Origin of the sequence: Staphylococcus hominis subsp. hominis (assembly GCF_002901845.1) — a bacterium.
GTDB classification, from domain to species: domain Bacteria; phylum Bacillota; class Bacilli; order Staphylococcales; family Staphylococcaceae; genus Staphylococcus; species Staphylococcus hominis.
Genome location: NZ_PPQE01000005.1, coordinates 27,647 through 42,884 on the forward strand (window position 1 = coordinate 27,647; position 15,238 = coordinate 42,884).

Below are 15,238 nucleotides of genomic sequence, written 5' to 3' on the forward strand. Positions count from 1 at the left end.
AATTTCATAAATATTAATGTTTTTTATCAATTTGTTTATATACATGCATGATATTTTTTATTTCTTTATACTAAAATTGTTAAAAATAAGAGGAGGTCTCAGAATGATAAAACAAAAAGTTATTCGAACAAGTCTTATTTTTGCTATAAGTACAATTATATTTAGTCACTATAGTTATGCTGAAACCTCTTCTAATATAGAGAGTGAAGGCGTAGATCAGAAAGTAAACCTACAAAAAACTTCTGATACTCAGCAATCTAAAATTAAACTAAGTAAGGAAAACATAAAAAAATTTAATTATACTAGTGATGAAACTAGCAACACAGAAGAACCAAAAATAGAAAATATACATCAAGAAAGCGACGAGACTAACAGTAAAGAAAAATCAGCAGTAGAAGAGTCACAACAAGAAAGTGACGAGACTAACAGTAAAGAAAAATCAACAGTAGAAGAGTCACGAAAAGAAAGCGACGAGACTAATAGCACAGAAAAATCAGCAGTAGAAGAGTCCCAACAAGAAAGTGACGAGACTAACAGTAAAGAAAAATCAACAGTAGAAGAGTCCCAACAAGAAAGCGACGAGACTAATAGCACAGAAAAATCAACAGCAGAAGAATCACGAAAAGAAAGCGACGAAACTAATAGCCTTGAAGAACTAAAAAAAGAAAAAGTTAATGATAAGAATCAACAAAAGAGTGGAATAGAACATATTCATAAAAATAACACGTCATCTTCTAAAGAAAAAAATCATACTAAATATAAAACAGCACAAAAAAGTAAAAATTATAAAAATGATGATTCAACTATTTTTAAGCAAGAAGAACATCAAAATGTAAGGTCTAAATCAATGAAGTCGAAACAAAATCAAATCATACAACCATATAATGATAATACTTCATCCAATGTTTACTCAAAAACTACTTATCAAAAGGATAAGTCTCAAAATAGTATTTCCAAAACAATGTTTAACCAATTGGTTTCACGACAACTAGTTGAAAACAATCATAATAATTTTGAACCAACACATTTAAAGCAAAATAATCTATATTTCCAAAGTGATAGAGGAAAAGAATCCACTTATCGAAATGCATATCAAATAGAGTCAAGATTTTCAGAAAATATCTTAAATAGGTTTAATCAATATGCAAAAGGTGCTTATAAGTACAACCCTTATATTATTAATAAGATTAATCATTTAGATGATAATGGTGAAAAGATAACAAATAAAGATTTTAATCGTTTAATTAAGAAACAAAAATTTGATAATCAAAATCTAAATATATTACAAGAGGATTCTCAATACTTTAGATTTCAATATTTTAATCCACTTAATGCTAAAGAATATTATAAAAATTTAGATGAGCAAGTTTTATCATTAATTACAAGTGACATTGGCTCTATGCCTGATTTAAAAAAGCCAAAAACAATTCATAAGGATGAAGTAGAAGAAGAACAACATAAAAAAGTCATTACTTCTTCTCATAAAAAAACAGAATCAAAATCATATATAAAAACTTTGAATATGATACTGATTCCTACTTTAATTTTAATATCTTCCACTGTAATGATAATTTATGTATATCAAAATTTAAAAACGAAAAAAAAGTAAAAGCATCAAATGTCTAGAGCATTCGATGCTTTTATTTATTAAGATAAATTATGTGCTAATTACACAAGTGAATAATAAATTGAGTTTGTTGTTTCAAATGATTTAATGAATCGCCAAGGAAAAATTGCATTACTACAACGAAGCCATTTTGAAATATATGAATAAGTATCGGCACAGAAATTCGTTTTGTTAAAGTATAAGCTAACGAAAGTATCATCCCCATACCAAAATAAATAAGAATAAATTTAATATCATTATGCGCTAATGCAAAAAGTAAAGAACTTACGGTAGAAGCAATTAAGAAGGCAATGATTCTATTTCCTTTAATTCGATCATATAGTTCACCAAAGAACACTTTTCTAAATACATATTCTTCTAAAATAGGCCCTACAACAGAAATTAATATAATAAAAATAGGAAGTTGTTTTGCTACAGCCATTATTCGTTGAGTATTTGGACTTTGTTGTGGTTGACCGAAAATCCATATGTTAATCACACCTACAATAACTTGATATAACATAACTATGAAAAAGCCAAGTATAGCCCATGGGATAATATAACGTTTTGATTCTTTATGTTCTTGCTCTAAGTTTGTAGGATTCTTAATTTTGAAATGAAAAAAGATGATTAAAATTGCTGCAAGTATAAATAAGATAACTTGAGTATACACCCCAGCCCTAGCTAAAGCCATACCTGATAAACGACTAAATATAGGCGTTTGTGCTAGAACTAAGGGTAAAAATTGTGCTAAAGCATATATAATTAATGTTAGTATTGCCACCCAAATTCTTGCCATTTGAAACCTCCAGATTAAATATCAATAATCATTATTTTATCGTAAAAAACTCAGATGTACAAAAAGTAAGAGAAGGTTTTTACTTGATATATTGACCAAATTTGATTATTATAAAAATTAGATTAGCACTCATTATATTAAAGTGCTAAATAGACCCTGCTAAGGAGGAACAATCATGCTTAAACCATTAGGAAATCGTGTGATTATCGAAAGAAAAGAACAAGAACAAACAACTAAAAGTGGAATCGTTTTAACTGATAGCGCAAAAGAAAAATCTAACGAAGGTGTTGTAGTTGCAGTAGGCAGCGGACGTCTTCTTGATAATGGTGAGACAGTTGCTCCCGAAGTAAAAGAAGGTGATTCAGTAGTATTTCAAGAATATGCTGGATCAGAGATTAAACGTGGAGAAGAAAGCTATTTAATTTTAAATGTAGAAGATATATTAGCAATTATAGAAAAGTAAAAATAACTATATAAAATTGTCGAAAAACAGGATTAATATTAATGGAGGTTGTATAAATGGCTAAAGATCTTAAATTTTCAGAAGATGCACGACAAGCAATGTTACGTGGTGTGGATAAATTAGCAAACGCTGTTAAAGTAACAATTGGTCCTAAAGGTCGAAATGTTGTATTAGATAAAGAATATGTTGCACCTTTAATTACAAACGATGGTGTAACAATTGCCAAAGAAATTGAATTAGAAGATCCATATGAAAATATGGGTGCTAAGTTAGTTCAAGAAGTAGCAAATAAAACAAATGAAATTGCTGGTGATGGTACTACAACTGCTACAGTATTAGCACAAGCAATGATTCAAGAAGGTTTGAAAAACGTAACAAGTGGTGCAAATCCAGTTGGTTTACGTGAAGGCATTGATAAAGCAGTCAGAGTAGCAGTTGAAGCATTACATGACATTTCTCAAAAAGTTGAAAATAAAAATGAAATCGCACAAGTAGGTGCAATTTCTGCTGCTGATGAAGAAATTGGTAAATATATTTCTGAAGCAATGGATAAAGTAGGTAATGACGGTGTTATTACAATTGAAGAATCTAATGGACTTGATACGGAATTAGAAGTTGTAGAAGGTATGCAATTTGATAGAGGTTATCAATCTCCATATATGGTAACAGATTCTGATAAAATGATTGCGGAATTAGAAAGACCATATATTTTAGTTACAGATAAGAAAATTTCATCATTCCAAGATATATTACCTTTATTAGAACAAGTTGTTCAATCAAGCCGACCAATCTTAATCGTGGCAGATGAAGTTGAAGGTGATGCATTAACAAATATTGTATTAAACCGCATGAGAGGTACTTTCACTGCTGTAGCTGTTAAAGCACCTGGCTTTGGTGATCGTCGTAAAGCAATGTTAGAAGATTTAGCAATATTGACTGGTGCAACAGTGATTACAGATGATTTAGGATTAGAATTAAAAGATGCTTCTATTGATATGTTAGGTACTGCAAATAAAGTAGAAGTAACAAAAGATAATACAACTGTTGTTGATGGTGATGGAGACGATAACAGTATTGATGCACGAGTAAGTCAAATCAAAGCACAAATTGAAGAAACTGATTCAGACTTTGATAGAGAAAAATTACAAGAACGTCTTGCTAAATTAGCTGGTGGTGTAGCAGTGATAAAAGTAGGTGCTGCTTCTGAAACAGAATTAAAAGAACGTAAATTACGTATTGAAGATGCATTAAATTCTACACGCGCTGCAGTTGAAGAAGGTATTGTTGCAGGTGGTGGTACAGCTTTAGTTAATATCTATAATAAAGTTGAAGAAATAGAAGCGGAAGGCGATGTTGCGACAGGTGTTAATATTGTACTTAAAGCTTTATCAGCACCAGTACGCCAAATTGCTGAAAATGCTGGATTAGAAGGTTCAGTTATTGTTGAAAGACTTAAACATGCTGATGCAGGTGTCGGATTCAATGCTGCTACAAACGAGTGGGTGAATATGCTTGAAGAAGGTATTGTAGATCCTACTAAGGTAACACGTTCAGCTTTACAACACGCTGCAAGTGTTGCTGCAATGTTCTTAACTACTGAAGCGGTAGTTGCAAATATTCCAGAACCTGAAAGTAATGACAATGCTGCAATGGGTGGTATGCCAGGTATGATGTAAAAACACCTATAAATGTTGATATATCAATGTTTTGTGTTTTTACTGGTCATGGTTATAGAAATTTAGAAAATATAATAAAAAGACTGATAAGTTCATTTTGAAGTGCGCTCAGTCAAATAGACAAGTAAATAATTAAAAGATATGGTTGGTTTTGTTTTATGCAAAATCAGCCATTTTTAATGTTAGTTTTTTGTATTAAAAAAGTAGATATATTCTTTAATTACTTATTTAATTTCACTGATATCTTTAAATATAATTTGAACAATTTTTACATAAAACTTGTCGAAATTTTACATCTTTTGATTTTTAACAATTTTATTTAATATACAAATTGAAAAAAAGATAATAAATAAAAATGCTAAATTTAATAATCAAAATAATAATATAGATTAATATAGTGATAAAAGAATTCTTGCTTTTTATATTTATGTTGTTATTTAATTTTCTGACGGTTTTGATTATAAAGTGAATCTGTACTGAAATATTGATTAGTTAATTCAAAATGATCCAGTCAAAGGTGATGTATGGGTTAAATGGTATGCAAAATTATTAAATGTTAATCCTAATATGAATATTGAACTAGCGTCTTCATTTGAACGTGGTGCTAGTAATGAAAAACTCAAAAAACATGGTGGAACACTGATTTATATTAGATGGAAAGATAGAATGAACCCTATTAAATACTATAGTGACTTAATAGAAAATAGAAAAGTATGAGTTTTATATTGGAGTCTATGGCAAAAAATGATTGTCTTAGATTCCTTTTATATATTGGAGTGCTTATAAAAGTTTTTTAAATATAAAAATTATATAATTTTTATAGTATTTATTTTAAGTGTTTCGAAGTATAATGATAGCAAAGATATAAATAAACATTGACTTTTAAAGGAGAATCAACAATGAGGATTAATATTTTACAACATACCCCTAATGAAGGTCCTGGAGTTATCAGAGATTGGGCTACCGAGCATCACCATGAATTATATATTTATCATCCTTATTTTAATAGTGGTATCCTTCCCAATGTTAAAGAAACAGATTTACTTATTATTTTAGGAGGACCCATGAGTCCTAATAATGAGGATAAATGGATTTTTGAAGAACGAGAATTAATTCGCAATTTAATACAGCAAAATAAGCCAATATTTGGTATATGTTTTGGCGCTCAACAAATTACTAAAGCCCTAGGATATACTGTAGGAAAATCTCCAGTAAAAGAAGTCGGTTGGAATAAAGTTTATCGTGAGTCATCCATCATTCCTAATATTCCAAAAGAATTGATGGCATTACATTGGCATGAAGAAACATTTTATATACCTAAAAATGCACAATTATTATTTTCAAGTCAATATTTAAAAAATCAAGGATTTATTTTGAATAATAATATTATCGGACTACAATTTCATTTTGAACCAGGTGCTCATGATATAAAAGAGATTGTCATGAATGATGCTCCATACGTGTTTGATTCCGTATTAAATCAAACGCCAGACCAGATTCTTAACCAAGAAGTACCAAGAGAGAATAAAGAAGTAATGTTTAAATTGTTAGATTTTATTACAAGTCATTAAAAAATAGCGAGAACCTTCCTGGTTAGGTCTCTCGCTATTATACTTTTATGTTATTTTAAGTCATCAATTGCTTTAGCAATAGAATCAAAAACATGTGGAATATCGTTTTTTTCAACACAACTAAAAGCAATACGAATATCTGTATCATTAAGTGCAATAATACCAATTGAATAGTTATCGATTAAATGAACACGAAGTTTTTCTGGGTTAACACCGATTACTTTAAGTGCCATAAAGTATCCAGAGTTAAAATCATATGCTTGCCAATGTTGTTTATATTTTTCATCATAAACCACTTCTTTTGTTACTTCATAACGTTCTTGTAATGTTTTTACATTAGCTTGAATTTCTTTATCAAATTGTTCATGATTCTCTAGTATATATTTAATTGCACTTTGAGAAGGCATTGCTCCACTTGAAATATTACTTCTAATTAATCCTTTAACTTTAGCCTCTAATACGTCTTTAGCTTTTTGATTACTTAATCCAAATGTAAGAAAGCCAACACGTAAACCCCAAGCAAAAAATTCTTTAGTTGCACCGTCAAGGCGTATCGGTAAAATGTTTTTTGAATCTAATTGAGTAATTGCAGTAAAAATAGATTGTGTATAGACATCTTCATAAAATAAACCATAGTATGCATCATCTACAACTGTAATCACCTTAGTTCCTTTTTCTGCTAAGCGTTCAATTGCTGAGACAATTGTACGAACTTCTTCTTTAGTAGGTGTATAGCCAGTTGGATTATTAGGATAGTTTAAGATAATAATAGCTTTATCTTGTTTAAAATTATCTAAAGTAGATACAAGTGAGTTTGTTGTATAATGTCCATCTTGATCGAAAATAGCATAAGTTTCAATATTTGCCTTATGTCTTGTATTAAAAATAAGTTTATAGTTTCCCCAGTTATGTGTTGGTAATAAAATTGTATCTTCATCATTTACAAATAAGTCAGCAACTAAAGATAAACCATGGGTTAATGCATTCGTCACGATCGGACGGCTTATAGATGAAGCTTTTAAACTAGGATTTTCTTTTAACATTTTTTGTTGCCATAAATCTCTTAAAGTTTCAATTCCTTGTGGCGGAGCATATGGGAAAATCTCATCAGGCGAAAGATGATTGTAGACATCAAATAATGTATCTGCATACATTTTTCCTTTATCATTAGTTGCCATACCAATGGTTGCATTGTATTTTGTTGATTTAGCTTCTGCAGATTGAGACAGAATACCTTTGGGATAAAACATAGATTGACCTAATGTCGATAACATGCTTAATATTTCAGGACTGTCATCGACTAGTTGATCGTTTAAATGTTGTGCTAAAGGATTCATTTTCATAACCTCGCTTTAAATTGTTATTCACATTATATATTATCTTGAATTAAACAAAATATAAAGTTTTCTAATAAAAAATAAATCGGAGAAGTGCTTTTATCCATAAATAGAACGTATGTTCTGTTTATGTGTTAAAATATATATAGGTCATCATGAGATATGACACTTTACTTGGTGGAGGTGTAGTGTAATGTCGTGGTTATTAGAAGGTTTAGTCACACTTATAACAGGGAGTATGCTAATTATATTTCGAGTTTGGTTAGAAACTAAGTGGAAAAATAAATAAGATGACCTTACACAAAAACCCCTTAACTTGATGTGGCAAGTTAGGGGGTGTAATGCAATTTGTGGATATAACACTATCTTAACATAGAACATATACAATTCAATTTTAATTAAATAAATGATTAATGCATATAAAATAAAAAATTTGATATAATTATTATAATGAGGTGACTAAAAATGATGAAACACCTAACAAAAATTTTTGTAGGTTTAGCTATTGTTTTGTTTGTCATTGGATATTATCTACAAGCCACTGGACATGAAAGTCAAGGTATAAAGTTATTATTGGCTGCCATTATGTTTATGATATGTGCATTTATTAATCGTAGCAATGACAGACGTAAAAATAAAAAGTAACATATGAAAACTATGATGCAATTACCACTGTAATACTGTATCATAGTTTTTTTGTTTAACTATGTTTATAGTGTATATACAATTTATGTCTTAAGAATACTGATTTTATCTTATTTTTATTATTTCACTTTACAAATCTGTATATACTGTATATATTATTTATATACAGTTGTAAAGGGGGACATAAATGAAAGTTATTCTAAAAAACACCAGTGAACAGCCCATTTATGAACAAATTAAACAACAAATTAAAGAAAATATATTAAAAGGTTACGTTGAAGCTGGAAGTCACTTACCATCTATGAGGGAACTGGCGAAAGATTTGCAAGTCAGTTTAATTACAACAAAGCGTGCCTATGAAGATTTGGAAAAAGAAGGGTTTGTCACAACAATAAGAGGTAAAGGAACATTCGTAAAAGAACAAGACAGTTCAATTTTAAAAGAAAAACAATTTTTTGTAATTGAACATCTTGCACGTTCCATGGTAAAAGAAGCAAAAACAATTGGTATGCCTCTAAAAGAATTAAATGAAGTTTTAGCTTTAATTTACGAGGAGGAAGATGAATGAAAGCGATTGAAGTTAAACACGTAAGTTATAACACTAAAACTTTCCAAATCAAAGATCTTTCATTCAGTATTCCTCAAGGATTTGTTACGGGCTTTATTGGGAGTAATGGTGCTGGCAAGACAACAATGATTCGATTAATGATGGATTTACTTGAACCTAATACTGGAGAAATTAAAATCTTAGGACGACAAATGAAAGAATCGGCAAAATGGATTAAAAATAAAATTGGTTTTGTTTACTCAGAAATTTATTTCAACCAACAATGGAATATAAAAAAACTAGAAAATATGATTTCTCCTTTTTATTCTAAGTGGGATAGTCATATATTCCATCAGTATTTAGAGCGATTCAATATACCAAGTCATCTTAAAATTAAGCATTTCTCTAGTGGAATGAAAATGAAGTTATCTTTAGCCATTGCTTTAAGTCACCACGCTGAGTTATTTATATTAGATGAACCAACAGCAGGTTTAGATCCAATTGTAAGAAATGAAGTTCTAGAAATATTGCAGCAAGAATTAATAGATGAAAATAAAACGGTTTTTATTTCGACTCATATTATTTCAGACTTAGAAAAAATAGCAGATTATCTTGTATATATAAAAACAGGCAATCTTGTACTTGAAGGCTATTGTGATGATATAAAAGAGGAATATTTTATCGTAAAAGGTGATAACAAAGATTTAGATGATGAATTAAATCAACTCCTTTTATATAAAGAAGAAAAGCATACAGGTTATGTCGGTTTTACAAAACATGGTCAAGCATTTAAGGAATTATTTGGAAAACAAGTTGAAATAAAACATCCAACGATTGAAGAATTAATGATTTACCTTGAGAAAATGAAAGAAACTAATGATGTTGAAACTCCAAATAGAAATGGGTTGATGGCATGAAGCAACTAATAATAAGAAATTTTAAGTTAAGACGTTGGACACTTATCATTTATTTAGTGCTTATTGTTATTAATCCTATTTATACACTATTTTTTTCAAAAACAAGTTATGGTTTCGTTGTATATATTCCACTTGCCATTACATTAATGATTATAAGCATTTTAGATTCAGGACAATTATTTAGAGTACATAGACGGTTAGGTGGAAAAGAGTCGTATCTTTTTTATGAAAGTTTACCAATAACTAAGAAAGAATTGCTTAATGCAAATTATCTGACATGTATTATATTAACGATTTTAGGAACATTGATTATTGGATTATATAATTTTCAATCAACAAATATTCAGGTAAATGAGTTGCGTTATTCGACAGCACTTTCATTTTTAAGTGTAAATTTATTTAGCATTCCTATTGCCTTTAGTAAAAGTACAGAAAGAAAAAGAGAATATATTTCTTACACTGTTTATATTATTTTAATGGTACTTGCTATACCGATGGCAATTGCATTTATCTTTTTGACTATTAATTTATTTATCTTTCATAATGCACTTGATCCAAATGTATTTAATAAATATTTAAGTATTGGATTAGTTATTATAAGTGTGATTTGGCTAGTTATAAATTATTTTATTCAAATAGCACGTGTTAATCGTCGCTAGAAAAAAGGAGGACTTTTATGAAATTAGAAAATATTACTAAAACATACGGTAATAATAATGTTTTAGACAATATAGATTTTGATTTTGGAGATAGCAAAATTGTAGGACTCATTGGTAAAAACGGTGTGGGTAAAACTACACTGATGAAAGTGATGAATGGAAATATTATTAATTACAAAGGTAAAGTTAATTTAAAAGATGATGAAAATATTGGCTATCTCATTGAACATCCAAAACTTTATGATAATAAAACAGGACTTTATAATTTAAGACTCTTTGCTCAGGTGCTTGGTCAAGGATTTGATAAAGCATATTCAGATAAAATTATAGATGCTTTTGGTATGCGTCCGTATATTAAGAAAAAAGTTAAAAAATATTCAATGGGTATGAAACAAAAATTAGCGATTGCTGTATCATTAATGAATAAACCAAAATATCTTATTTTGGATGAACCGACCAATGGCATGGATCCAGATGGCTCAATCGATGTTCTAGAAACGATACAATCTTTAGTAAATGAATTAAATATGAAAATTCTTATTTCAAGTCATAAATTAGAAGACATCGAATTAATTTGTGATAGAGCTGTCTTTTTAAGAGATGGACATTTCGTTCAAGATGTCAATATGAAAGATGGTAGTGCAGAAGAAAGTACCTCTATTACGTTGGACAATGATGATTTTGATCAAGCGCTAAATTATTTACAAGAACATTTTAATGTTATTCATTCTTATAAACAAAATGGAGAAATTCTTATTAAAGCAGAACGAGATTATCGAACATTGCTTAAAGCGCTCGCACATATTAATGTGTATCCTAAATATATTGAAACACGTAAAAATTCGCTTCGAGATACGTACTTTAATATTAATCAAAGAGGTGACCATTAAATGAAGAGTTTACAATTAGTTAAATATGATATATTAAGTTTTTTAAAAAGTTATTTAACATATATCGCGCTTATATGTATTTGGGGTATCATCACAGCAATGACTGTACTATTAGCAAAAAATACTGATAAAGTCGATTATTCAATGATATTACCAATGGCAAATTGGATGTTTCTATTCTTTGGTTTACTTGTTGTTATTAAAACAATTACACGTGACTATTCTCAAGGAACGATTCAACTTTATATGAATAAAGTGAAAAATAGAGTAGGTTATGTGATAGCAAAAACGATTTCGATTATTATTTTTTCGTTCATATTTACACTTATCACGTATGTTACACTTTTAGTTATTCAAACTTTTACAGATGGTAAAAATTTAAATGGAGATAAATTCCTAACAAATATTTGGTTCTATCTTATCTTTTTACTATTTTTTGGACTATTATTATTCTTAATTACTTTAATTGTACAAAAACCAGCAGTCATTTTTACATTAGGTATCTTTTTAGTGTTTATCGTACCATTTTTACAACCATTTTTAGGTTTAATCCCTGAATGGGGCGATAATATTCAAAAATCACTCAAATATATACCTTTTAGTTACTTAACAGAAAAATCATCATCAGGTAGTATTGAATTTACGAATTGGCAATGGTTCATTTCTATTGCATCTATTGTTATTTTATTTATCGCTGATGTACTTTATGCTGCTAAACGAGACATTTAAATTAATAACTTTTTAATAAAACTGGTGACGATACGTTCAATTTTTGTCGCCAGTTTTATTTGCATTGAAAGGTACTTTAATATTTTTTGAATATAATCATAGTTATGATATATTAAAAAAAATAAGTATATAAGTGGTGGTCCTATTGCATATTCAAAATAGATGGGTTATTTCAATTTTATTTATTGTCATTTCTTTATTAGTTGTACTAGGATTGACAATTTATAAAAATGAAAAAACGGTTGATTTAAGTGATGTAGAAATTAATCATTTAAAGCTTAATGAAACGTTTGATAACTCAGAATATAGTTTAAATAAGCATGTGAAATTAGATAGGTATGTTTTTTATAATCATAATAAATATAAAAATTTAACAATAAAAGTCAAGAAAAAACATCACAAAATTAAAGGAATTATCTTAGTTAAAGATACTTTTGTTAACACAAATTTTGATGTTCATATAGGTGACCCAATCGATGCTGTTATAGATAATCTAGGTTATAACTATGACAAAGATAAGGTAGGTAAAGGTTATGATGCTTTAGTGTATCTTGATAAAGATCATCACATGAAATTATCAATTTTATATAAAGATAATATTGTTAAGCGAATTGAATTCTTTAGTCGTTGATAGTTAATAAAAATAAATTTATATTTTAAGAAAGTATGTGAAAGAAAATGGATAAAATTACTTTTTTGAATGAACTGGAAACGGAGCTTGATGATTTACCACGTAAAGAAAAAGATAAAGTAATGAATGAATATGAAGATATCTTTTATAATCAAGAAACAAAAGGCAAAACAGATGCTCAAATATTAGATGATTTGAAAAATCCTTATACTATTGGAAAAGAAATAAAAGCTAAAGAAGCAATTTCACATGCAAAAGTTACACCTAACTTTCGTAATATTGTAAAAGCTATTATGGCATCATTAAGTTTGGGTGTTATTTCTTTTTTCTTAATTGTTATCCCAATGATAATATTCTTAATATTTCTAGCCTTTGTTTTCGTCATTTCAATTGTGCTTATTTGTTTACCTATCTTATTAATTATTATTAGTATCCTTAAAGGCACTCCTGACTCTTTTAGTAATTTTCTTTATAGTATTTCTTATGCTGGAATAGGTATATTAGTGTTCGTTGCAATAATAAAAATTGTTCAGAATTTATATAAACTTGTTTTAAAATATTTATCATGGTATATAAAAATAATTAAAGGAAGAATCCAGTGATGAAAAAGTTAACAATAAGTGGATTAGTTATATTTGTTGTTTTTTTTCTAGCAGCAACGTTGGTATGGTTTGTTCATGATAAAGATATTTATAAACGACTGAAATATAATGAAACGTTTCATCAATCATCTATCTCCAAATTGAATATAGATAGTTATAGTTCTGATATCACTATTACTCAAGGTTCTTCATTTAGAGTGAAATATTACGGGGACAATAGTATAAAAGTGAACACTCAAAAAGACAGCTTAAATGTAAAAGAATCACGTTCTTCTAAAAGAGGGTATAGCTTTAATTTAAACCCTTTTAAAAGAAGCAAGTTCAACATACATATAACTATTCCACCTGATAAATTAAAACAATTAAATATTGATGCTAAATTAGGAAAATTAAATATTAATAATATAGATATCAAAAAAGCCAGAATTAGAAAAGACGGAGAAAATTTAAATATCAAAGAAGCTAAACTTGATTGTATTGATTATTATAGCGATCATGGAACAATTAATATTAAAAATAGTGATATTAAAAATAGTCAATTTAAAGTAATAAATTCTAATATTGTGGTTAATCATTGTACCTTGAAAAATGGGTTATTCATTACAAATGAAGGAAAACTTGACTTTAAAAACATGCCAAGTCAAATTGATATGAAGAGCTCAAGTAAAAAAGGTGATATAAACATTGAGTATAAAACTAAGCCTAAAGACACCTTGTTAAAACTACATCCAGGAATGGGTGACAATAACATTAAGAATCCTTATTTTAAAGATAGCAAAGTAGGTAATAGTTATAATATTATAGAGTGTTATAACGTTAAAGGTGATATAAATATTAAATAGGATGAAAAAGATTAGACAAAACGTTGATTAATTAAATTTTAAAACGTTTATCTAATCTTTTTTTATTAATACGTAGCAAATGTTAAATCAGTATCTAGCTTTCCAGTAAATTCTATTAAGTCAAGTTCATGACCCTCTAACCATGACTGAAAGTCGATAGATAGAGGGGGGTTATTCTCACCTAATGTCATCCAAGCTTTTAAATGTTTAGGTTCATACATTGATGTATGAATCGTTCCTGACCAACTTTTAAACAACTTACTATAAATATTATATTTAGGATCATTAAAAAGTTTAAACGCAGTATATTTATCTATACCTTCTGAAGTTTGACTAATTGTGCGAGCAAGACGTTCTTTAGATTCTTTGGTATAGTTACGATTTTCATGTGTTAATATTTCAAAGTGATTAGTACAAACTTTATCATATCTAACATCAAATGAGCGTGGCGTAATTTCAACAATTGCATGATTTAAATGCTTATCCATTAAAATATAACTAAATGAACTTCTATGGGGTAACTCTTTTAGAAATTGAATTGCTTCTTTTACATCTTTACAATATTCTAAGACAAGTCGTCCTACCATATAACATACAAATCCATTTGCAGGATGCTTACGGTGCATAAAATTATATCCCATCACAAGACCTGCTTCATTCATACCATCCATACGACCAGTTACTCTAGAGGTTGGTCCTATTTGCGCGAGTCCACCATCATTTGGTTGATAAAGAAGATATCTGCCATCATATGTAGCAGGATGATAGTCATAATTACGAACCATATAATCTTTACCTTGAAAAACTGTACATCCACTTTCATTTAAATCAGTAAAACGATAGTGACCGAAATTTAAAATCATTTGTTTAGTCGGTAAATTTAATATCTCTTGCATTCCTAATAATTCTTCCCAGATTTCTGGTGCATACGTTTGGAAAATGCTATATGTTTCATTAACATCAATGTCAAAACGAGGTATACGCTTCTTCCATTCACGTTCTCTATTTTCTAGTAAGGGCGTCTGTTTTAACCACTGAGCAGTTTTGATACCTAAATCAAAATGTGATCCGCGAAAGGTCATAATATCTGACTTAACTTCTTGCATGAAAAATCCTCCTATCATTTGTTTTATTATTTATATTGAACAATAATTTATATTAAATTTAAAGCCTTATAATGTTTATTTATATATGATAGTAATTCACTGTGTAAATAAGACCAATGTCATTCATTATAAATAAAGAAAAAATATTTGATTTTTTAAAAATCTTTAATTTTAGGTTTGAAATAATATATAAAAAGGTATGTATTTAATCATAACGT

Annotated in this window: 18 protein-coding genes; 15 read left to right on the forward strand and 3 right to left on the reverse strand. The window is 28.5% G+C overall.

Annotated elements, in window-relative coordinates; all coding sequences use genetic code 11:
• Positions 1-103 precede the first annotated feature (103 nt).
• Complete coding sequence (locus CD034_RS00500; protein ID WP_049431166.1) at positions 104-1,609, forward strand: SdrH family protein; 1,506 nt, start codon at positions 104-106, stop codon at positions 1,607-1,609.
• 55 nt (positions 1,610-1,664) lie between these two features.
• Here CD034_RS00500 and mroQ read toward each other — a convergent pair whose 3' ends face one another.
• Positions 1,665-2,405 carry an intramembrane glutamic endopeptidase MroQ gene (mroQ, locus tag CD034_RS00505; protein WP_002450067.1) on the reverse strand — a complete coding sequence of 247 codons (741 nt, stop codon included), beginning with the start codon at positions 2,403-2,405 and terminating at the stop codon, positions 1,665-1,667.
• A 175-nt stretch (positions 2,406-2,580) separates the two neighbouring features.
• Between mroQ and groES the strand changes: the two genes are divergently transcribed.
• The 4 genes from groES to CD034_RS00525 all read left to right on the forward strand — a co-directional run bounded on the left by groES (position 2,581) and on the right by CD034_RS00525 (position 6,115).
• Positions 2,581-2,868, forward strand: coding sequence for a co-chaperone GroES (groES, locus tag CD034_RS00510; protein ID WP_002450026.1), 288 nt, complete (start codon positions 2,581-2,583; stop codon positions 2,866-2,868).
• 56 nt (positions 2,869-2,924) lie between these two features.
• Entirely contained in the window at positions 2,925-4,544 is a 1,620-nt protein-coding gene (gene groL / locus CD034_RS00515; RefSeq protein ID WP_002450059.1) for a chaperonin GroEL, read from the forward strand.
• 567 nt (positions 4,545-5,111) lie between these two features.
• Positions 5,112-5,261, forward strand: coding sequence for a hypothetical protein (locus CD034_RS00520; protein WP_002455097.1), 150 nt, complete (start codon positions 5,112-5,114; stop codon positions 5,259-5,261).
• Between the two features lie 182 nt (positions 5,262-5,443).
• Positions 5,444-6,115, forward strand: coding sequence for a type 1 glutamine amidotransferase (locus tag CD034_RS00525; RefSeq protein WP_049417664.1), 672 nt, complete (start codon positions 5,444-5,446; stop codon positions 6,113-6,115).
• A gap of 50 nt (positions 6,116-6,165) precedes the next feature.
• Here the strand turns inward: CD034_RS00525 and CD034_RS00530 are convergent, their stop codons facing one another.
• Entirely contained in the window at positions 6,166-7,452 is a 1,287-nt protein-coding gene (locus tag CD034_RS00530) for an aminotransferase class I/II-fold pyridoxal phosphate-dependent enzyme (protein WP_049431173.1), read from the reverse strand.
• A 193-nt stretch (positions 7,453-7,645) separates the two neighbouring features.
• Between CD034_RS00530 and CD034_RS11575 the strand changes: the two genes are divergently transcribed.
• The 10 genes from CD034_RS11575 to CD034_RS00575 all read left to right on the forward strand — a co-directional run bounded on the left by CD034_RS11575 (position 7,646) and on the right by CD034_RS00575 (position 13,914).
• A complete protein-coding gene (locus tag CD034_RS11575; RefSeq protein ID WP_017175266.1) occupies positions 7,646-7,741 on the forward strand; it encodes a Trp-rich small protein in 96 nt (31 codons plus the stop codon).
• Between the two features lie 179 nt (positions 7,742-7,920).
• A complete protein-coding gene (locus CD034_RS00535; RefSeq protein ID WP_002455099.1) occupies positions 7,921-8,097 on the forward strand; it encodes an SE1626 family protein in 177 nt (58 codons plus the stop codon).
• 187 nt (positions 8,098-8,284) lie between these two features.
• On the forward strand, positions 8,285-8,665 hold the full coding sequence (pmtR, locus tag CD034_RS00540) for a PSM export ABC transporter transcriptional regulator PmtR (protein ID WP_002450053.1): 381 nt from the start codon (positions 8,285-8,287) through the stop codon (positions 8,663-8,665).
• Entirely contained in the window at positions 8,662-9,561 is a 900-nt protein-coding gene (gene pmtA / locus CD034_RS00545; protein WP_002450028.1) for a phenol-soluble modulin export ABC transporter ATP-binding protein PmtA, read from the forward strand. Before pmtR ends, pmtA begins: the two co-directional genes overlap by 4 nt.
• Positions 9,558-10,220 (forward strand): phenol-soluble modulin export ABC transporter permease subunit PmtB, encoded by a 663-nt coding sequence (gene pmtB / locus CD034_RS00550; protein ID WP_002450044.1) that lies wholly within the window; start codon positions 9,558-9,560, stop codon positions 10,218-10,220. Before pmtA ends, pmtB begins: the two co-directional genes overlap by 4 nt.
• A 17-nt stretch (positions 10,221-10,237) precedes the next feature.
• Positions 10,238-11,110: a phenol-soluble modulin export ABC transporter ATP-binding protein PmtC gene (pmtC, locus tag CD034_RS00555; RefSeq protein WP_002450019.1), complete on the forward strand. Its 873-nt coding sequence runs from the start codon at positions 10,238-10,240 to the stop codon at positions 11,108-11,110.
• A complete protein-coding gene (gene pmtD / locus CD034_RS00560; protein ID WP_002450058.1) occupies positions 11,111-11,839 on the forward strand; it encodes a phenol-soluble modulin export ABC transporter permease subunit PmtD in 729 nt (242 codons plus the stop codon).
• Between the two features lie 145 nt (positions 11,840-11,984).
• Positions 11,985-12,470 (forward strand): hypothetical protein, encoded by a 486-nt coding sequence (locus CD034_RS00565; protein WP_019835506.1) that lies wholly within the window; start codon positions 11,985-11,987, stop codon positions 12,468-12,470.
• Positions 12,471-12,517: 47 nt separating this feature from the next.
• Positions 12,518-13,072: an HAAS signaling domain-containing protein gene (locus CD034_RS00570; RefSeq protein ID WP_049431178.1), complete on the forward strand. Its 555-nt coding sequence runs from the start codon at positions 12,518-12,520 to the stop codon at positions 13,070-13,072.
• Entirely contained in the window at positions 13,072-13,914 is an 843-nt protein-coding gene (locus CD034_RS00575) for a DUF4097 family beta strand repeat-containing protein (RefSeq protein ID WP_049431180.1), read from the forward strand. The genes CD034_RS00570 and CD034_RS00575 overlap by 1 nt, the downstream gene beginning before the upstream one ends.
• A 65-nt stretch (positions 13,915-13,979) precedes the next feature.
• Here the strand turns inward: CD034_RS00575 and CD034_RS00580 are convergent, their stop codons facing one another.
• Entirely contained in the window at positions 13,980-15,020 is a 1,041-nt protein-coding gene (locus tag CD034_RS00580; protein WP_002488070.1) for a C45 family autoproteolytic acyltransferase/hydrolase, read from the reverse strand.
• Positions 15,021-15,238 lie beyond the last annotated feature (218 nt).